The organism is Bacillus sp. 17RED48 (assembly GCF_019837545.1).
Taxonomy (GTDB): domain Bacteria; phylum Bacillota; class Bacilli; order Bacillales; family Bacillaceae_G; genus Bacillus_A; species Bacillus_A wiedmannii.
Genome location: NZ_JADAXG010000003.1, coordinates 368,480 through 386,531, shown reverse-complemented (window position 1 = coordinate 386,531; position 18,052 = coordinate 368,480). Strand labels below are relative to the sequence as shown.

The window sequence follows — 18,052 nt, the reverse complement described above, 5'->3', positions numbered from 1 at the left end:
ACGTTAAAATCCCTCATTAACTAGCTCTTTTATCGAGTTTAATTTTGCAGAAAGCTCAATAAACCATTCTTCATCCCCTGTTAATAATGCAAGGTCTATAAGATAAAGGATTTGCTCCTTATTTATTATCTTTGATTCAGGGAGTTTGTTAACGTGTTTACTAAAGAGTAAAATCGCTTCGTTCATTGTGTACTTATCGTCACGTTTCACAATGCTAACTGTAACTACATCTTCCACTTCATCAAGTGATACAATGTAACCAACTATGAATTCACCCTCATTTGATATTCCACGAACCCAATCTCCCACTTTTAAAACATGATTATTATTTGACATCATACTTTTTCACCTTCTTATAAATATTTTTTGTAACGATAAACAATATATAAAAACTAACTTAAACTGTAAAATTTTTCATTACAGTTATTTTTTAAGAACTCACGGCTACATAATAATTAAGCCGCTTAACGTTCTTGATTAATAAGGTCAACAACTTCTTTCATTGTATAATTCTTTAAATATTCACCTAGATGTTCTTCCGCACCTAAGAAAATAGCAAAAAGAACTTTCCGCATGTTCGAACCTACAATACACTGATCATTTGATTCTGGACACTTCGGTTGCAATGCACCTTCAGAGGTTATTTGATACATATTCCAAAGATTAATTTCACTTAAATCACGGGCAAAAATAAATCCTCCACCCGTTCCCTCTTTTGATTGTATAAACTTATGTTTTTTTAACAAACTTAGCACTTTGCGAATGCGTACTGGATGAACACCTGCACTTTCTGAAATAGAATTACTTGTTGACATCCGATCTGGCTGTAAAGCTAAATAAGTTAAACTGTGAATGGCCAAAGTAAAGTCGCTGTTCATTGTTGTCCTCCTACGATAAAAAATATGATGTCTCGTTTAGTAACATACTGTAGCCATAAATATTACAGATAGGTTAGTCAAACGTTAAAATATATAAGAAGCATGCTTAGCATGAAAAATTAAATCCCTTTATATTCTATCAGAACTCCCCTATATCTCCTAACTTCATTTAGCTTTTTAAGTTGCAACTAAATTTAAACAGTCCACTGTTTCTTAACTTGTTCTTCTGCCAATTGTTTAATTTTTGTCCAAATCGTATCTTTACTCACAATAACATTTGTATGATAGTTTCTATCTTTATAATTAACTGTAACACATACTTCAATCACTTCTGTTTCCTCCTTTCAAAATATTACTTATTAATTAGCCATTTTTTGCAATTCAATATTCAAAAATGTTCGAACGCTACGCGGTAAAAATTTGCGAATTTCTTCCTCGTTAAAACCAACCTGTAATCTTTTTTCGTCCAGCATAATTGGACGACGTAACATTTGAGGATACTCAATTATTAATTTATAAAACTCATTAAGCGAAAGCGCCTCAATATTTATATTTAATTCCTGAAAAGTTTTAGATCTAGTTGAAATAATTTCAGTAGCACCATCTTCAGTTAAACGAAGAATGGATTTAAGTTCATCAACTGTAAGCGAATTTGATACGATATTTTTTTCGGTATAATCAATTTGATGTTCTTCAAGCCATGCTTTTGCTTTTCGGCATGAACTACAGCTTGCTGTCGTATATAAAATCACCATATTTTACACACTCCTTTACTTTTTAAAATTATTATATAGATTATTGAAATGTATTAAAAAAAATTACAGTTTAGAATGAAATACACGTTATATTATTTATTCGACAATATTTAATTTATCTGTTTTTTACAAACGATGGTAACTCACTTCTAAAAACTATACTGTAATTTTAAACTTTACAGTTTGATTAATCAACTGTTAAGTCTTGGATGCATTCCATTAGCGGACCAAATCATTTTCTTTTGTACGAATGTCTCATAGTTTTACGGCTAACCACCTCTTTAAAGTACATTTTATCCCGCTATTTGAGTGCACCGCCTCAAAATTTGGCAAGAACAAAAAAGTTAGGTCGAAGTCAGGCTCCCCCTAATAACTCGATTGGTGCGATCTACTTATATTTCACTTTATTCATTTCATTTTTACATGTGCTACTATGAAATATATTTAGCATATTAAACGCTACTGCATTGAACACAGCAGCATTGTAGGAGGAAATACGCGAGCAAAAAAGCAAAGCGCGCACACTTTGCTTCTTACAAAATCCCTTTTAACTTTTTACCAATTAACTCCGCTAAATATTCATAACCTTGTCGTCCAAAATGTAAACCGTCTTTTTCATCATCTTCTACAAATCTTTTATAATGAGGCTCTTGAATCATTTCAGCATATAAATTTAGAAAATAACTTCCTGTTTCCTTTGCCACTTCCTCTACTACGTCTGCATACTGACCAAGTACTTTATTGGTTCTATTATGCTGGCGTTCTTCATCAACTGGCGCAGGACTAATAAGTAATACTTTTTCTGGTGAAATCATACTTATAATCTTCTCTAGATTGTCTTTGTATACTTGTAATGGTACTGGATCAAATAATACCGAATCATTCGTACCAAGAAAAACTGTGACAAAATCTGGTTTATGTGATAGTACATCATCTTCAACCCTATGTAACGCATCGAACGTATTATCACCCGGAACCCCCGCATTTACCACCTTCCAATTTGGAAACATCTCTTGCAAACGCGGTGTTAATCTCGGCGTTCCATCAAAAAACGTTTCATCAGCTGTAATACTATCACCGAAGCATACTAACGTTTTCATAGAGCTAATTCTCCTTTTACGTACGAAATAACTTTCCTTCTACCGCCTTAATATATCTTTCAGCAGAACGTTCCACTGCCTCATTTGCATTTTCTTTCACTACTCCGTGAAAAGCATTATATAAACGATTAAATTGTAATGGCTTCACTCGATTCGCCATTTCTTCCACTTTTCTCGCCGGTAATGGAATTAAGTTCGGATAGCTGTACATGAAACTCACCCACTGCTGATCCGCTACAACTTGAATAATATCACCTGTTAATAAAATACCTTTCCCATCATTTCCTTCTTCCCAATGTAATACAGAACCGCCGCTAAAATGTCCTCCGAGACGATGAATAGTAATTCCGTCCGCTAATTGTAAAGACTCACCAGACCAGTAAATAATACGACTACTCGGGCGTACTACCCACTCTTTATCGTCTTCATGTATATAAATTGGTACATTAAACGTTTCTGCCCATTCTACTTGCGTTGAATAATAATGAGGATGAGATAGTGCGATCGCATCTAACCCACCCCACTCTTTTATCTTCTCAATTGTCGTTTCATCTAAATAAGTAATGCAATCCCATAATAAACGATAGGAATCCGTTTTTACGACAAATGCTGTTTGACCGATCGCAAATTTCGGTTTTGTCGTAATGCTATAAAGTCTATGCTCTTCTTCTATCATTTCATTTTTATATGTATCAATCGTTCGCAAGTTTTCTAAAGTCGTCCAACACTGCCCTTTCAGATTCACATATTGTCGCTCCTCATCACAAATAACACAACTTACCGGTTCTTCCACACCCGCTGCATACTGTACGCCGCACGTTGTACAAACGAAATTTTTCATAATAATTCCCCCTATCCCTATATTTTTATTAAGCTGATTTTTGTTGATAATGATCTATTTTTTTATTTTCAATTACTAAACCTATTAGAGTTAGTAAGTAGACAACTGTAACTGACAATGGAATTACAGTAAATCCATTGTCAGCAAAAAGAATCCCGCAAACTGACGTTACGAATATGGTCCCTACTGACAGTAAACCATAACTTTTACTTTCATAAATCCATACGTACGGTACAAAATGAACACCTATTAACATCGCTACTACAAAAGGTAACCACTCTGGAAATTGAAAATAGGCAAGTAACACAAACGGAATATTTAATACATTTATCCCGCCAATTAATCCAGCTAAAGTCCCTAGCGGATTCCCCTTCGCAAACATGTCAATTTTTAATATGGCAGCTATCATTAAGCCACAAGGAAACACACAACCCATACCAATTAAATACACCCACACAACTTGCTTTTCTGAAAGAAAAACACCCGTTATACTCGCTATAACCCAAAATAAAATACCAGCTATTATAACTGGAAATCCTTTTTTCGTTCTTTGTGCTAAATCTCGTTTTGCTTCTGCTATGTTCATTTCACTATCTCCCCCAAACTATTTGTACTATAAAGCCGGCTCAATTTCGCCCATCCAATAACGCCAAGCTACTAAATAATCTTCTAAATCTTTCGGGTGGTGTCTTACACATGTATCTATACGCAAATATAATCCTATGACTATTTCTTCGTATAAATCTCGTTCTGTTTTATGAAATACACATTGTTTCATCACATAATCAATCGTTTCTTTTGTTATATCTTCTGGAGTTGAACAGAACGCGTAAATTAAATCATATAAAGGATCTCCTAAAACAGGTAACGGATCAATTACCCCATGTAACCTATTCTCTCGAAATATAAAATTATGAAATCCGAAATCACCATGTAATAAAAAGGGCTGATTTACTCCGGCATCCCTATTTGCTAGTTTTAGAACAATTCTATAATCTTCCTCACTTATGTAACGTCTTACATTTTCATAAGCTTCCATCACATTTGTCGTTAAAAATTCATTCCAAGTTTGAACCGGACTCTCTTTCCATCCCCAGCCTTCTGCCTCTGGAACCATTTTATACTTATTGATAACTTCTTTTACAAGTGTACGAAGCGTACTTCGTTTAAATCCTTGTTCGCACGAAGTATTACCTTCAAGGAAAGAATACACGAAATATGTATGTAAAGGTTCCTTATACAAAAGCTTTGAAAATAAAGTATTCCCCTCATAAAAAGAAAGAAAATTAGCTTCTTCACGTATCACTTCCGCTTCATTCAGCTTTACTACATATTTTTCGTCCAACAAATATACAGTACTTGTCGTTCCTCCGTTCAACACTTTTACGCTATTTGGATCATGTGAAATAACTTTCTCCTTAACTAGTTGTGCAGCAATTATTGAAATGTCCATTCCCTCACCCTTTAATTCCGAAGATTCCCTCAATTCAAAAGACAACTTTACTATTATTTGACAAACGGATAGGAAACCCCTTCCAAAATCTTAATATAACAAAAAATCATTTACTTTTATATTTCAAAAATAAGGAAATACTAACAACAATGTTACATACATATTAGGAGGACAATATGAAACCTGAATTTTTAAAAGCAGTACATGATGCCATTGGAAATGTCGAACACATTCATATAGAAGAAAGCGGTGCTGACAGCTTACTTATCCATCATGATGATGCACAGCAGTTACAACAAGTCGCTAAAACATTAGAAAACAACAATTTCCGCTCTGCTTTAAGAACGACTGGAGATGCTTCGTATATTGAAGTGTTGAACAGATAACGTAAAGCCCTGGCTATATGCCGGGCTTTCTTCTTTTATATTGAAACTTCAAACTCATTCACATACACCGCTGTTCCAGCAATATCTATTTGTAATCTCTTATTTTCTCCATCTTTCGTTACATATACGGTTACACGACCATCTTTATTCATTTCCTGTCCTTGTTCAACGATTAACTCCATTTCATGGTCAAAATCTTTCTCCACATACATCGCATAGTACGCTCCCATCACACCTGAAGCCGTTCCTGTCACTGGATCTTCAATCGTTCCCGCATAAGCCAATGAGAAATGGCGCCCATGCATTTGTGCCTGCTCATCATAAGTTTCTAAACAAACTGGATGAATAGAAGCGTTAGGTATTTCTTTTAATACCGATGGAAACACTTCATTGTTAGGCTTCATCTTCTCACATACATCTAGATTTTTCACCGGTACAATTACAGTCCAGTTCCCCGTACTTCCATATACAATCGGTAAACTTACATCTAAATCCTTTACGTCCAAACCAATGCTATGAGCTAATTCACCTTTTGAACCTGCAAAATCTTTAAACTGAGGTGCTGCCTGCCTCATTTTAATAAAGGCTTCTCCCTTATCATTTACATCTATTTGTATTGGTAAAATTCCTGCCTTCGTTTCAATCGTAAAATTTGTTTTCTCTTCTAATAAACCTCTTTCACGCAAGGCAAATATTGTCCCAACTGTCCCATGACCACATACATCCATTTCAAAACGAGGTGTAAAATAGCGCATTCTTATATCTGCTACTTCTGAAGAAAGAACGAAAGACGTTTCGTTAAATCCAACTTTTTCAGCAATATGCTGCATCTCCTCTTCCGTTAATCCATCTGCCTCTAATACAACACCTGCTGGATTACCCATATTTGGTCTATTCGTAAATGCGTCGTAATGAAATACGTTTATGTTCTTCATTTTCTTTTCTCCTAACCTTCTTTAAAAATTTTATAATAAAGCTCTATCTCCGTTTTCACCGAACAATTATTTCTCCAAAATATCTTCTGCATCTTTTCATTTGAAGTATGTGTGCTTCCGATGTAATAAGTAGCACCCATTTCCTTTAACATATGTAACGATTGAAGATGCAGTTGGGAAGAGATTCCTTTCCCACGATAATGAGGCATTACCCCAAAGTAAAATAATCGTCCTTCATTTTCCGTTCCAGACTCTATATGCGGTATGGACAAACCAATTGGATCATTTTCATTATAAAAAACAATGCATGACTTTTCCCAACCTTTACCTATCTCCGTTTGCACTGAATAAAAATGCTCATCAATATTTAAAATTGAAGTTTGATTTCCTGAATCCGCCATACATTGCTCCCAAATGCATTTAAATTCTTTTTCCGATAACGTCTCTTCTATTGAACCGTATGTAAATCGTTTGTTAAGCGCCTCTACATTGTCTAACCCTCTACACACTTCTATCTTTGCTGCATGTAAAGAAAAATCCGCATCAAGTAACACCCTCGCACTTGAGTAATAACTACTAAACCTTTTGTTTAATACAATACTCGCTCTTTTTAACTCCCAGTTAAAACAAATTTCTTCAAATCTACTTATCTTCTCTTTATAAGTTTGTACGTTATAAAAAATATCTTCTTCTATCTCTTCAATCGTTACTGCATTTGGTAAACCATTTAATACTTTTTTTGAAGGACCAAATAAACTTTGAACAACTGTAAGATCGTACTTCACCACTTCAATTCCCCTACACCCGGCTCAATAAACTTCCCTGAAACATCCTCATTTGAATCGATTACCCAATCAAATATATTTTGCGCTCCTTCAGCCGGAGTCATATTCGCATCAAAGGCACCAATGTCAGTCTTTAATTTCCCAGGATGAATTGCCGTTACACGAATTCCTTTATTCTCAAACTCTTGTTGTAAGCAGAGTGTTAACATATTTTGTGCAGCTTTAGCAATTCGATAGGAATATGAGAACTGACCTTGCGGAAATTCTTTGTTCGCCATTTTATGTAATGATCCTAATCGAGAGGACACATTTATTATTCTCGGATGATCCGATTTAGCTAAAGCCACATAGGTACCTTTTACAGCTCGAATTACACCTAAGCAATGAATATTAAATAAGTCTGTTAACTCTTCTGAATTCGTATGTAAAATCTCAGTCTCCTTTCCAGTAATTCCAGCGTTATTTATAACTAGATCAATATGCTCCGTATATTCCTTAAGCTGGTTCTTAATTCGCTCCGTACTCTCATCAATCGATAAGTCTGCCATTATAGGAAAACATCTACAACTAAACATTTGCTTCAATTGCGTAACCGCAACCTCAGTTCTAACTAACGGATAAACGATATGCCCATGTTCATGAAATACTTTTACTAACTGTAACCCTAATCCACGATTTCCACCTGTAATTAGAACTCTCATTTTTCCATCTCCTTATTTTTAAAATAAATAAGAAAATCCATCCACTTACCATTCTCTAAAGAAAACGCCTCTCTCTTGCATTCAAAAGAAAAACCTGCTCGTTCCGCAAGACGAATGGATGGCTCATTATCAACATGTATATGTAATTCAATTCTATGAAAATGAAGACTATTAAAAAATAACGATAACGCAGCTTTCACACTTTCCATGCCATATCCATTTTTCCAGTATTGATTATGTATGGAATAGCCCATCATCGCCCATTGATAGTCCATACGTAAAATTTTTATTAGCTCTAGCTTTCCAATATTAGCCCCATCTTCTTTACGAAAAATACCTAATACATACATCTCATCTCGATGCGCTGCTTCATCAAAACCTCTTATCCATTCCGTGAACCATTCTTTTGTTGAAGACGACATATCATGATAGCCATCATCGTATTTATACTGAGCTGGTAACCGCATTCGAAATCCATCTAACCAACTTTCATAATCATTTTTTTGGAACTGACGAATCATAAGTCTCTCTGTCTCTACTTGTAATAGCGGCAGCTTCATTTATATCTCTTCCTTTAATTAATGATTGAATATTCTTTATTATCTTACAAGAAATACAAAATCTAGTAAATTATTATGTTCTTTACAAGTAGAAATCCAGTCATGCTCACTGCATAACTGGATTTCTCATCATCTAATAACTTTTTATTTTACAAGTACATCTTCCCTTAATTCCCTCTTCAACACTTTCCCTAAAGCATTTTTCGGTAATTTTTCCATAAATACAACTTCGGGTATTTTATAACTTGCTAATTTCCCTTTACAATGCTGTATAATTTCTTCTTCCGTTAAAGACGTTTGCATGTCTTTTACAATGTACGCTGTCGGAATCTCTCCCCAAAAGTCATCTGAAACCCCAACTACTGCAACTTCTAAAACACCATGTATTTCATGAATAACATCTTCTACTTGATCTGGATATACGTTGTCACCACCGCGTATGATAACGTCTTTATATCTTCCCATAATATGCAGGAATCCGTCATCATCTATCATGCCAGCATCGCCCATGTTAAACCAACTATCTTTTACTACCTTCTTTGTCGCCTTTTCATTATTCCAATACCCTTTAAACATGTATGGACTTCTTACATGAATCTCTCCAATTTCATTTGTTGTTAGTTCATCACCTGTTTCTGGATGAACAATTTTCAGCTCTACATGTTTCAGTGTTTTCCCTACAGAAGACATCTTTTCTTTTCCCATCATTGGATGCCATGAAGTTACAACCCAACCTTCTGTACTCCCATATCCTTGCACCATATATATTCCTTTTTCCATATATTTTTGAATGAGGGTTTCTGGCACTTTTGTACCACCACTTTGCGCTACTTTAAAAGTTGAAATGTTTCGTTCCTTTTTATTTAGCTCATCCAGCATGTAGCTATAAACAGCTGGGAACGCAAGCATCGTCGTAATTTTCTCTTCTTCAATCTTATCCCAAATTAGAGTAGGATTCGAATCAGCTAAGAAAATCATCGTAACACCATGATAAATACAATTTAAAATAGAAAGCACGCCACTCATATGAAATAATGGATGCACGGATAAAAAGCGTTCACCTGCAGGAAATTCTCTTTGCCCCGCAATTTCAGTAAAATAATGATGTAAGTTTTTATGTCCAATTACACATGCTTTTGCCTGTCCAGTCGTTCCTGAAGTAAATAAGTAAATCGCATCATCATCTTCATGAACTTCTACGTTCGGCTCTGTACTTGGCTGTTCTTGTAATGTTAATTCAAACGAACCAAAACCTTCTTCTGTCGTTTTCATTACATAAGGAATTTCTTTAACAGCATCAATCTTTAATAAAACTTCACTAAATTCTTCATCAATAACTAACACTTTTAATTTCGCTTCTTTTACAATCGTTTCTAGTTCATAAACAGTAAGCTGATGATTTAGCGGAATACATACCGCTCCAATTTTTAAACTTGCCATCATAACGCTTGGAAACAGGTGATTATTTTTGCATAGTATTCCTATACGATCGCCTCTTTGCACACCATTATGTAACAAATAATGTGCAAGCTGATTTACTCGTTCATTATACTGCTGAAACGAATACCGTTTCTCTCCGCCTACAAGCGCTTCCAAATTTGGTGATTGCATTGCTCTTTTTTGTAATAATTTTTGCATCGTTCTCAAGTAAAACTCCCCTTTATATATGTTAGGTTTTTTATTTTACCAGATTAACTATTAATTTACTAAAGATTACACTTAGTGAATATAAATTCACTAAAAATAGCCATCTACTTAACAAGTAAATGGCTATTGCCTCTTATATATTAGAATACTCCTTATTCATCACATAGCGCACATACTCCGGTGCACTTTTATCAATCTCTTCATCACTTAATTTATATTCGGCACCATATAAATAAAATGAAGGTATAAATTTCATATCTGTATATAAGCAAGTAGCTTGAAATGGTTTCGTTAACTCATCCATTGTAATTCCGCTATTTTCATAGTCTTTTTCTAATCCACCTATAGAAATAGCTACACCAAACTCTTTTCCCTTCACTTTATCCCCTTTTGATCCGTACGCAAATCCATATGTTAATACATCGTCAAACCATTTTTTCAATAATGGTGGTGAGCTGTACCAGTAGAGTGGAAATTGAAATATATATCGGTCGTGTTCTACTAACAACTTTTGTTCCTCTTCCACATTAAACTCCCAATTCGGTGCCACTTTATACAATTCATGCACCGTAATTTCATCCGAATATTTCTCAATTTCTTCAATCCATCTTTTATTAATTTTTGATTTTTCAATATCAGGATGTGCTACAATTACAAGTGTTTTCATCATCTTCCATCCCCTTTATAAATTAATCAACCCTTTACGTATTAGTATGAATGAGTCACATATAATTGAAAAGTACGTACTTTAAAGTGCTATAGGAACCTTAAAGTACCTGTGGAGGTGTTATATGAATCAAAATGAAGACTGCCCAATTGCAACGACACTCGATGTAATCGGCGGAAAATGGAAAGTTCATATTTTATGTGTTTTGATGGATGGAAAAATGCGAACAAATGAAATCCGAAGAGAAATCTCAAACATTACGCAAAAAGTTCTGACTCAACAACTTCGGCAACTTGAAGCTGATGGGATTATCCATCGTACTGTATATCAAGAAGTACCACCAAAGGTTGAGTACACAATAAGCGAATACGGGAAATCTTTAATGCAAATTATGGATGAACTATGTGAATGGGGAAAAGATCATCAAATGAAAAGATTACATGACTAACAGAACATTACCATCTTTATTAAATCTGATACATTCATATTAGTAGTTCAATATTTCTATTGAAATTTTATATTAGAGGTACTCCAACAACTCGTAATTTAGAACCTCAAATCTTTCAAAAGTAAAAAACAATAACATTCATCTATAAATACTCTTTATAACAAAAGTATCCTATACTTTTTACCTTATATTTAACTCGGACACTTTTTATTAATTGAACCGCATCCTAGTTGTTAGACATACAGTCGACAATTTGAGATGTGGTTTTATTATGACTAGAAAAATACGGGTTATCTCATAGTCATAGTAAAACATCATCACTGCATTTAACACTATATATATATTGATCACCGCTAATCCTTTAAAATATCCCCTTATGAATGTATCCTTTTGCGAATTATAGCAATAACAAATATAAATTACCGGTATAATAATCTGAAGTGGAATATGCACAAATATCAGGACTTTCTACAATCCTAGTTCTACATGCTCCATATAATTAACAGCAATCATAAGTGATAGATGGACTACAATTGTGTCCTGTTTTCGGAATTCACTTCATATAAAGGAACATCTTGATAATGATTATTTTAATACCACTCTTTTCTTAACTGTCGCTCTAGTAACTGGTCGATGGGGTTTCTTTTTTGGGAGCTTAATGGCTAGTTTTATTAGTCGGATAACAGCTCTCATCAACTTTAAAAATTATGACTGCAGACAAAATACTTTGCAAAGAGTGCCTGTACAAGACGTTTTTTTACATAGACTTACCAAATAGCGTTTTTATTAAAAAACTTCTCACATTTAAATTGGACAAGCATATTTTATTGTATGGGGACTCCCTACTCATAGAAAACTACCTTTCTATTCTAAGAGCACGCATATTTGTGTGCTCTTACATTATTTACAATAAAATAAAGAGTTTATTAATTTTCTTAATTCACTATCGGAAAAGTACCCATAATAATATCTTTATATTTATCTATTGTTTTTTGATTTTTATAAAACTATATTATTTTGGAGTTGGTTAATACGTTACAAAAAACTGGCCGTGTAATCATTATGGTCCCTCCATTTTCACAAGTGTTTGTTACATTTTACTCATCATCAGGAGAACTTCTTTCATCACAAGTCTTATCTAATACCTCTCCACATCCTGTATCAATGTATGCACTTAATGAAATTGAAAGCGAATTATTTGAAGTCGAGTTAAAACCACTACTACTTCATTAAAACTACGAATAGCGGAAAGACCTTTACAACTCCCACATGGAACTACAACAGTAGCATTTTTAGCAAAAATAGCACAAGCAGAAGAAGCTGCAGCTTTTAATGCAAACGCCATTACATATCAATGCTACCCAATGGCTACTGCTGTAGACACGCTATATAGCTTTAACTACACACTTACTATGTAGACTTCTCCTAGGAACTTCATTTTAGTTTCTAAGGAAACTAAAATGAAGTATACTTATATATGTACAATAGATAGCATTTATAAATCTATTTACAATTTTTCACATTAGCTCTTAAACTATTAAATAAATGGAGGGCATGATATGGACAATTATTATGATGTAGCGGTAGTTGGTGGTGGTCCAGTTGGACTTATGGCAGCATGTGAATTAGCTATCCAAGGCGTAAAAGTTGTTGTTTTAGAGAGAAGATTAGACAGGGTACGAAATTCTAGAGCACTCACACTACACCCCCGCTCCTTAGAATTGATGGCTATGAGAGGTATTGCAGATAGATTTTTAGCTAGAGGAAAGAAATTAAATACAAGTCATTTTGCTGCCTTAGATACAAGATTAAACTTTAAAAATTTAAATACTGATTTTCCATATACACTTTTTATTCCCCAATCTATTACAGAAGAAATATTAGAAGAACATGCATTAGAATTAGGTGTAGTCATTAAACGCGGGCATACTCTGAAAGACTTAAAACAATATGAAACATTCGTACAACTAAAAATAGAACAAAGAGAAACAATATATAAAATAGAAGTTCCATATGTAATAGGAGCTGATGGAGCAAGAAGTATAGTTCGTGAATTATCAAATATACCGTTTAATGGAACAAACACAACAACTACTGCTATATTAGGTGATGTTATTTTAGAAGATATACCAGATACTCCATTTTTATCTACTTCTAATATAAATGGGATATTAATGATGGTACCTATTAAACCTGATGTATTTCGTTTTGCAATTGTTGATCCTAAAAATCAGACAATACCTGTTCATGTTGCTGTTACAAAAAAAGAGTTTATAGATAGTATTTATAGTATTACAGGTGAACATCTTCAAATTAAGAGCACAATATGGCTTTCTCGTTTTGGTAATGCAACCAAACTAGCAAATACTTATCAACATAAGCGTGTATTCTTAGCAGGGGATGCAGCACATATTCATTTCCCTGCTGGAGGACAAGGTTTAAATGTAGGTCTACAAGATGCTTTTAATATAGGCTGGAAATTAGGACTCGCAATAAAACAAAAAAAATATGAAAGCCTATTAGAAAGTTATCATATTGAAAGACATGCTGTGGGAAAACAATTTTTCAAGGAAGTACAAGCGCAAGAACAATTAATGATAAACTTTTCAAACGCAGGAATGGAATTAAGGGATTTATTTTCGCACCTACTTACATACCCCGAGATAAATCACGATTTATCTGAAAGAGTAAGTGGCTTAGGGATAATGTATTCGTCGATGCACGATACAGAAAGGCATCCATTGATAGGAAAAAGATGTACAAATCTCACTATTTCTTCTCTAAATAAGAAAAGTTATAGACTCTTTGAATTAATGCAGGATGGTAAATTTATCTTATTAATACACCCTTCTTATATAGATAAGATAAATAAAATAAATATTGATTCACACATAAAGGTGATAGTAGGAGAAATACAAGATCCCAAGTTAAAAAATATAGATACCGTTTTGATTCGACCGGATGGTCACATAGCCGACATTGAGTATAACAAGGTAGATAATTGCGAATAGTCCAGAAAAATGATTATCAATTGTATTAGTGATATAAGATAAATTCACTTTTATAAAACGAAGAGAATCCTATTTATTTAGGACTCTCTTCGTTTTGCCCATCTCACTATTTATAAAAACATATCTACAGGGGAAGAAACACTACATTTACAGTTAACTATAAAATCCCGTTCCAAAGGACTACCCAAAACTCCCCACCTATATACTCTCATGATCATAAATATTTGTCTCTATTTCATATAAAGTATTATAAGCATCCATAAAGATAAAGCACCAAGGATAGCAAGCACTATACGAGTAGATAGTACCCTTACTTCGAAATCGGTTTTCTTGGATGGTTCAGGATATGCAATTACATAAATCCCTTTTAATAGTGCGAGCCATGCAATCAGTGTAATGAGTCCCTGCCAATTAAGTGTCCAAACATTATGCAGGATAACAGTACCTAATCCTAGGAAAATTGATAGAAAGCCATACATAATTCCAAATCCTCTGTCTTCTACCACTAATTTTTTCAGTTCACGTAGTACAGATGGTCGCACAAAAAGTATTCCTGTGATGATAACCGTTACCCATCCCCAAAAAAAACCTAAAAAAAGGCTTACCTCCATTGTTATTCCACTCCTTTCAATTACATTTATATTTCAGTTATTTTCCCTTTAGTATTAGATCTATAGATGAAAAAACTAAAAATGTAACTTTGGAGTAAAGTCGTACTCTTTATAAAATATTTCATGTGTACATAAATAATCCTTCACCTTACTAATTTTTAATAAAATAATATTAAATTTAACAAGGTGAAGATCATACAATATTATTAAATAAATAAAATAAGCTAATTAAGAAGTATAACAAATTAATAACCAGTCTACATACAACTTATGTTAGTAAGAAAATCACACACACTTATACATATTACTTTTGTATAAAATCTTAAAAATTGTAGTCATAAACTTACTTTAGCATCCTCTTCTTAATGTCTAGACAATCAGTATTTAAACTAAACATGCTAGTATTGATTTTGTGCGATTGTCAGTTACCTCATAATAAATTTCTAACCCTTTCCGAGTACCTGTAACGACTTTCGTAGCTTTTAGTTTAGATAAATGTTGACTAATTGTACTTTGAGGCATTTGTAACATTTCATACATTGTCGTTACGTTAATAGGACCTTTTGCAAGCATTATTTTTACTAATGATAAACGGACAGGATGTGCTAATACCTTCAATATTTCAGTGATTTCTTCATACATTTCTTTCATATTTTTTCTCCCCTTTTATATAAACATTAATGATATCCATATATATAATTCGAAAGGATATACGATTTTATGTCCGTCATTTTAAAAAAATGTTAAAAAATATCTTCAGATGGAAGGAATCTCTCCTCCGTTCAATATTCTATAGATTTTCTTTCACTAAATATTATGTGGTAGGAGCCTTCCTTACTGAGACCCTCTGCCATTCTTCTCTTGCTGATTTCCATTATTCCCTTGCGAACCTCTTCCGTTGTTCTCTTGCTGGTGTCCATTATTTCCTTGCGAACCTCTTCCGTTGTTCTCTTGCTGGTGTCCATTATTTCCTTGCGAACCTCTTCCGTTGTTCTCTCGCTGATTCACATTATTTCCTTGGGACCCTCTTCCGTTATTCTCTTGCTTATTTCCATTATTCCCTTGCGAGCCTCTCCCGTTATTCTCTTGCTGCTTCGCATTATTTCCTTGTGATCCTCTTCCGTTATTCCCTTGCTGATTCACATTATTTCCTTGCGAACCTCTTCCGTTATTCTCTTGCTGATGCCCATTATTTCCTTGCGAACCTCTTCCGTTATTCTCTTGCTGGTGCCCATTATTTCCTTGCGAACCTCTTCCGTTATTCTCTTGCTGGTGCCCATTATTCCCTTGCGAGCCTCTTCCGTTATTCTCTTGCTGGTGCCTATTATTTCCTTTTATCTGCTTCGGTTGTTGTTCCTTAGATTGCTTTTGTTCTATATACTCTTTCTTCTCGTTACTTTCTTCTTTTACAGGAGATGCGTCCGATGATGCATCAGAAGACGACTTTTGTTGTTCTTGATTAGACGGCGTTTCAGATGGAGCAAGCGATTTTTTCTTCTCATTCTCTTGTTTTATATAAACGCCCGTTCCAACTCCTGCTTTCTCGGCATCCTCCCGCATTTGCATCGTACTGCTTTGATATTCGACTGTAACATGTTTTATCTCATACTCTTTCTTTAATTCCTGCATAGCCTTTTGCAACTGTGGTTCTAGCAACTTGTCCTTTGCAACAGCCGTTAGCATAACTTGCTTATCATTCGTTAAATACTTATCCTCTTGACTTTGCTTTATAATCGTACGTATTACGTCTTGCAGATGTTTATTTTCCCATCTTTTCATTTCTTGTAAAATACGCCTTCCATCATCATTACGAGCCCGCAAATCTATAACACGAAGATCCTTCGTTACGCTCGCCTCTAAACTTGGATTTATATCAACTGAGACATAAGCAAACACTTTTTCTTCTGGTTGATTGTAAAAAAACAGCAATACGCATAGAAAACCAGCAACAATTACTGTTGTAGGCTTTAAGAAAGGTGGTATGGAAAAACGCGACGCTCTTTGTTCTTGTTTGTTAAACGAGATTTCCTCTCCTATCATGTATGGGTGCGCTTTTCTTTTAAATGTAATAAACTCTCCATTTGGAGTCAAAACAACTACGTTATGCTTTTTTATATCCATCACAATTCCTTTATTCATCATGCTTTTCCCCTCTTATATAATCAAGAATGTATGTATAGTTGTTTGCAAAAATAATACTCATCGCAATAATGTATTTTCTATGTCGTTCCAACGTTTTACGACTTACCCTAACAAGTGGTTCAATATGTTTTAGGGGTAATCTTTTCTTACGGAACAGCTCTTCCATCATTTCCTCTTCTTTTATAATAATCTTCACAATTTCTATTAGGTGCTCACGCGTATCACGATGCTTAGGAGATTCTTTAGCAAGCTCTGAAAATGTAATTTTAAACTCAGCTAACACACTTTGAAAATGAAGAATTTCCTCCTTACGGTTACTATTTTCGATTTCTTTCATATACTCCGTAAGCGATACTTGCCTTTCTAACATTTCCTCTTGCTCATCTTCTTTTAAAAAGACAAAGTTATGCTTAGACTCCTTGCGTATATAGTCAATTACATCTCTTTTTATAAGAAGATCAGCAAACGCTAGAAAAGATTTCCCTCTTTTATATGAATACTGTTCAATTGCTTCGTTAAACGCAAACAGTCCAATACTATATTCATCATCCTGTTCTGTAATATATCGGCGACAGACAGACGATATGGATTTTCTAATAAAAGGCTGATACTGTACGATAAATGCTTCCTTATCTCCTCCGTTGTTTTGTATGTTATATACGATATCTTCTATTTTCGGTTTTCTTAGGATCTTCATTACTAAACTCAACACTAGTAATCTTCCAGCCTCCTTCTGCTTCAAATAGCAAAATGACCACTAAACAAGTGACCATTTAACCACATTTTCTTAGTACTTTTCTTTGGGCTTGTCTACTTGCTATTACTCATATTTTTCGAGGCCGATTTTTTATATGACTATTTTTTCCACTTGTACTAAAGTGAAGTCTGTATTTTGTACTGCTTTCTTGTTTTCTTTTGCAATACCACTTGCTCTTTTCTATTTTAGCCGCACTCTTTGAATAACTCTTCGCTATATTTTTGGTAATTTTAGCTTTTTCTTTCATTTATTTTCTTCTACTTTACATATATTCGAAGGAACAAATAATTTTATGGGGGTCAAAAAAATTTTTTTTATAAAATAGTTATTTTTTCAAAAATAAAAACCATCAATTGGAAGAAAATCGTTATAACT

22 protein-coding genes are annotated in these 18,052 nt (G+C 34.0%); 3 read left to right on the top strand and 19 right to left on the bottom strand.

Annotation, left to right across the window (positions count from 1 at the left end):
* Nucleotides 1–3: 3 nt before the first annotated feature.
* The 8 genes from ILT06_RS14825 to ILT06_RS14790 form a co-directional block, all read right to left on the bottom strand.
* The gene (locus ILT06_RS14825) at nt 4–339 is read right to left on the bottom strand and encodes an IDEAL domain-containing protein (protein WP_064475891.1); all 336 of its coding nucleotides are present in this window, start codon (nt 337–339) and stop codon (nt 4–6) included.
* 125 nt (nt 340–464) lie between these two features.
* Nucleotides 465–878 (bottom strand): Rrf2-family transcriptional regulator SaiR, encoded by a 414-nt coding sequence (gene saiR / locus ILT06_RS14820; RefSeq protein WP_222655239.1) that lies wholly within the window; start codon nt 876–878, stop codon nt 465–467.
* 194 nt (nt 879–1,072) lie between these two features.
* On the bottom strand, nt 1,073–1,207 hold the full coding sequence (locus ILT06_RS14815; protein WP_000573513.1) for a BA3454 family stress response protein: 135 nt from the start codon (nt 1,205–1,207) through the stop codon (nt 1,073–1,075).
* A gap of 30 nt (nt 1,208–1,237) precedes the next feature.
* Entirely contained in the window at nt 1,238–1,633 is a 396-nt protein-coding gene (gene spxA, locus ILT06_RS14810) for a transcriptional regulator SpxA (protein WP_000236196.1), read from the bottom strand.
* Nucleotides 1,634–2,166: 533 nt separating this feature from the next.
* A complete protein-coding gene (locus tag ILT06_RS14805; protein WP_064475893.1) occupies nt 2,167–2,733 on the bottom strand; it encodes an SGNH/GDSL hydrolase family protein in 567 nt (188 codons plus the stop codon).
* Between the two features lie 16 nt (nt 2,734–2,749).
* A complete protein-coding gene (locus tag ILT06_RS14800; protein WP_064475894.1) occupies nt 2,750–3,574 on the bottom strand; it encodes an MBL fold metallo-hydrolase in 825 nt (274 codons plus the stop codon).
* Nucleotides 3,575–3,602: 28 nt separating this feature from the next.
* Nucleotides 3,603–4,160: a DUF7010 family protein gene (locus ILT06_RS14795; protein ID WP_064475895.1), complete on the bottom strand. Its 558-nt coding sequence runs from the start codon at nt 4,158–4,160 to the stop codon at nt 3,603–3,605.
* Nucleotides 4,161–4,187: 27 nt separating this feature from the next.
* Nucleotides 4,188–5,027 (bottom strand): phosphotransferase family protein, encoded by an 840-nt coding sequence (locus tag ILT06_RS14790; RefSeq protein ID WP_064475896.1) that lies wholly within the window; start codon nt 5,025–5,027, stop codon nt 4,188–4,190.
* Between the two features lie 176 nt (nt 5,028–5,203).
* Here ILT06_RS14790 and ILT06_RS14785 point away from each other — a divergent pair, with 176 nt between their 5' ends.
* Nucleotides 5,204–5,413, top strand: a complete 210-nt coding sequence (locus ILT06_RS14785) for a hypothetical protein (protein WP_000801653.1) — start codon at nt 5,204–5,206, stop codon at nt 5,411–5,413.
* A gap of 35 nt (nt 5,414–5,448) precedes the next feature.
* On the opposite strand, the gene ILT06_RS14780 is transcribed toward ILT06_RS14785, so the two are convergent.
* The 6 genes from ILT06_RS14780 to ILT06_RS14755 form a co-directional block, all read right to left on the bottom strand.
* A complete protein-coding gene (locus ILT06_RS14780) occupies nt 5,449–6,348 on the bottom strand; it encodes a PhzF family phenazine biosynthesis isomerase (protein ID WP_064475897.1) in 900 nt (299 codons plus the stop codon).
* Nucleotides 6,349–6,359: 11 nt separating this feature from the next.
* On the bottom strand, nt 6,360–7,136 hold the full coding sequence (locus ILT06_RS14775; RefSeq protein ID WP_081257304.1) for a GNAT family N-acetyltransferase: 777 nt from the start codon (nt 7,134–7,136) through the stop codon (nt 6,360–6,362).
* A complete protein-coding gene (locus ILT06_RS14770; RefSeq protein ID WP_064475899.1) occupies nt 7,130–7,834 on the bottom strand; it encodes an SDR family NAD(P)-dependent oxidoreductase in 705 nt (234 codons plus the stop codon). The genes ILT06_RS14775 and ILT06_RS14770 overlap by 7 nt, the downstream gene beginning before the upstream one ends.
* A complete protein-coding gene (locus tag ILT06_RS14765) occupies nt 7,831–8,394 on the bottom strand; it encodes a GNAT family N-acetyltransferase (RefSeq protein WP_064475900.1) in 564 nt (187 codons plus the stop codon). Before ILT06_RS14765 ends, ILT06_RS14770 begins: the two co-directional genes overlap by 4 nt.
* 144 nt (nt 8,395–8,538) lie before the next feature.
* The gene (locus tag ILT06_RS14760) at nt 8,539–10,041 is read right to left on the bottom strand and encodes a class I adenylate-forming enzyme family protein (protein ID WP_064475901.1); all 1,503 of its coding nucleotides are present in this window, start codon (nt 10,039–10,041) and stop codon (nt 8,539–8,541) included.
* Nucleotides 10,042–10,174: 133 nt separating this feature from the next.
* The gene (locus ILT06_RS14755) at nt 10,175–10,708 is read right to left on the bottom strand and encodes an NAD(P)H-dependent oxidoreductase (RefSeq protein ID WP_064475984.1); all 534 of its coding nucleotides are present in this window, start codon (nt 10,706–10,708) and stop codon (nt 10,175–10,177) included.
* Nucleotides 10,709–10,832: 124 nt separating this feature from the next.
* On the opposite strand from ILT06_RS14755, the gene ILT06_RS14750 reads away from it, so the two are divergent.
* A complete protein-coding gene (locus tag ILT06_RS14750; RefSeq protein WP_064475902.1) occupies nt 10,833–11,156 on the top strand; it encodes a winged helix-turn-helix transcriptional regulator in 324 nt (107 codons plus the stop codon).
* Between the two features lie 1,174 nt (nt 11,157–12,330).
* Here ILT06_RS14750 and ILT06_RS14745 read toward each other — a convergent pair.
* Entirely contained in the window at nt 12,331–12,501 is a 171-nt protein-coding gene (locus tag ILT06_RS14745; protein WP_179876817.1) for a hypothetical protein, read from the bottom strand.
* A 214-nt stretch (nt 12,502–12,715) separates the two neighbouring features.
* Between ILT06_RS14745 and ILT06_RS14740 the strand changes: the two genes are divergently transcribed.
* Nucleotides 12,716–14,167 carry an FAD-dependent oxidoreductase gene (locus ILT06_RS14740; protein ID WP_064475903.1) on the top strand — a complete coding sequence of 484 codons (1,452 nt, stop codon included), beginning with the start codon at nt 12,716–12,718 and terminating at the stop codon, nt 14,165–14,167.
* Nucleotides 14,168–14,397: 230 nt separating this feature from the next.
* On the opposite strand, the gene ILT06_RS14735 is transcribed toward ILT06_RS14740, so the two are convergent.
* From ILT06_RS14735 to sigI, 4 genes are all read right to left on the bottom strand, one after another.
* The gene (locus tag ILT06_RS14735) at nt 14,398–14,778 is read right to left on the bottom strand and encodes a hypothetical protein (protein WP_088047110.1); all 381 of its coding nucleotides are present in this window, start codon (nt 14,776–14,778) and stop codon (nt 14,398–14,400) included.
* Between the two features lie 384 nt (nt 14,779–15,162).
* Entirely contained in the window at nt 15,163–15,429 is a 267-nt protein-coding gene (locus ILT06_RS14730) for an ArsR/SmtB family transcription factor (protein ID WP_048560064.1), read from the bottom strand.
* Nucleotides 15,430–15,612: 183 nt separating this feature from the next.
* Nucleotides 15,613–16,917: an anti-sigma-I factor RsgI family protein gene (locus ILT06_RS14725; protein ID WP_308010586.1), complete on the bottom strand. Its 1,305-nt coding sequence runs from the start codon at nt 16,915–16,917 to the stop codon at nt 15,613–15,615.
* Entirely contained in the window at nt 16,910–17,632 is a 723-nt protein-coding gene (gene sigI, locus ILT06_RS14720) for an RNA polymerase sigma factor SigI (protein WP_064475907.1), read from the bottom strand. Before sigI ends, ILT06_RS14725 begins: the two co-directional genes overlap by 8 nt.
* Nucleotides 17,633–18,052 lie beyond the last annotated feature (420 nt).

Coding starts and splice junctions, on each gene's coding strand:
- spxA (WP_000236196.1), bottom strand. CDS start 1,633: ATGGTGATTTTATATACGACAGCAAGCTGTAGTTCATGCCGAAAAGCA.
- ILT06_RS14790 (WP_064475896.1), bottom strand. CDS start 5,027: ATGGACATTTCAATAATTGCTGCACAACTAGTTAAGGAGAAAGTTATT.
- ILT06_RS14750 (WP_064475902.1), top strand. CDS start 10,833: ATGAATCAAAATGAAGACTGCCCAATTGCAACGACACTCGATGTAATC.
- ILT06_RS14745 (WP_179876817.1), bottom strand. CDS start 12,501: ATGGCGTTTGCATTAAAAGCTGCAGCTTCTTCTGCTTGTGCTATTTTT.
- ILT06_RS14825 (WP_064475891.1), bottom strand. CDS start 339: ATGATGTCAAATAATAATCATGTTTTAAAAGTGGGAGATTGGGTTCGT.
- ILT06_RS14740 (WP_064475903.1), top strand. CDS start 12,716: ATGGACAATTATTATGATGTAGCGGTAGTTGGTGGTGGTCCAGTTGGA.
- ILT06_RS14730 (WP_048560064.1), bottom strand. CDS start 15,429: ATGAAAGAAATGTATGAAGAAATCACTGAAATATTGAAGGTATTAGCA.
- ILT06_RS14770 (WP_064475899.1), bottom strand. CDS start 7,834: ATGAGAGTTCTAATTACAGGTGGAAATCGTGGATTAGGGTTACAGTTA.
- ILT06_RS14805 (WP_064475893.1), bottom strand. CDS start 2,733: ATGAAAACGTTAGTATGCTTCGGTGATAGTATTACAGCTGATGAAACG.
- ILT06_RS14800 (WP_064475894.1), bottom strand. CDS start 3,574: ATGAAAAATTTCGTTTGTACAACGTGCGGCGTACAGTATGCAGCGGGT.
- ILT06_RS14765 (WP_064475900.1), bottom strand. CDS start 8,394: ATGAAGCTGCCGCTATTACAAGTAGAGACAGAGAGACTTATGATTCGT.
- ILT06_RS14735 (WP_088047110.1), bottom strand. CDS start 14,778: ATGGAGGTAAGCCTTTTTTTAGGTTTTTTTTGGGGATGGGTAACGGTT.
- ILT06_RS14725 (WP_308010586.1), bottom strand. CDS start 16,917: ATGAATAAAGGAATTGTGATGGATATAAAAAAGCATAACGTAGTTGTT.
- ILT06_RS14755 (WP_064475984.1), bottom strand. CDS start 10,708: ATGAAAACACTTGTAATTGTAGCACATCCTGATATTGAAAAATCAAAA.
- saiR (WP_222655239.1), bottom strand. CDS start 878: ATGAACAGCGACTTTACTTTGGCCATTCACAGTTTAACTTATTTAGCT.
- ILT06_RS14780 (WP_064475897.1), bottom strand. CDS start 6,348: ATGAAGAACATAAACGTATTTCATTACGACGCATTTACGAATAGACCA.
- ILT06_RS14785 (WP_000801653.1), top strand. CDS start 5,204: ATGAAACCTGAATTTTTAAAAGCAGTACATGATGCCATTGGAAATGTC.
- ILT06_RS14795 (WP_064475895.1), bottom strand. CDS start 4,160: ATGAACATAGCAGAAGCAAAACGAGATTTAGCACAAAGAACGAAAAAA.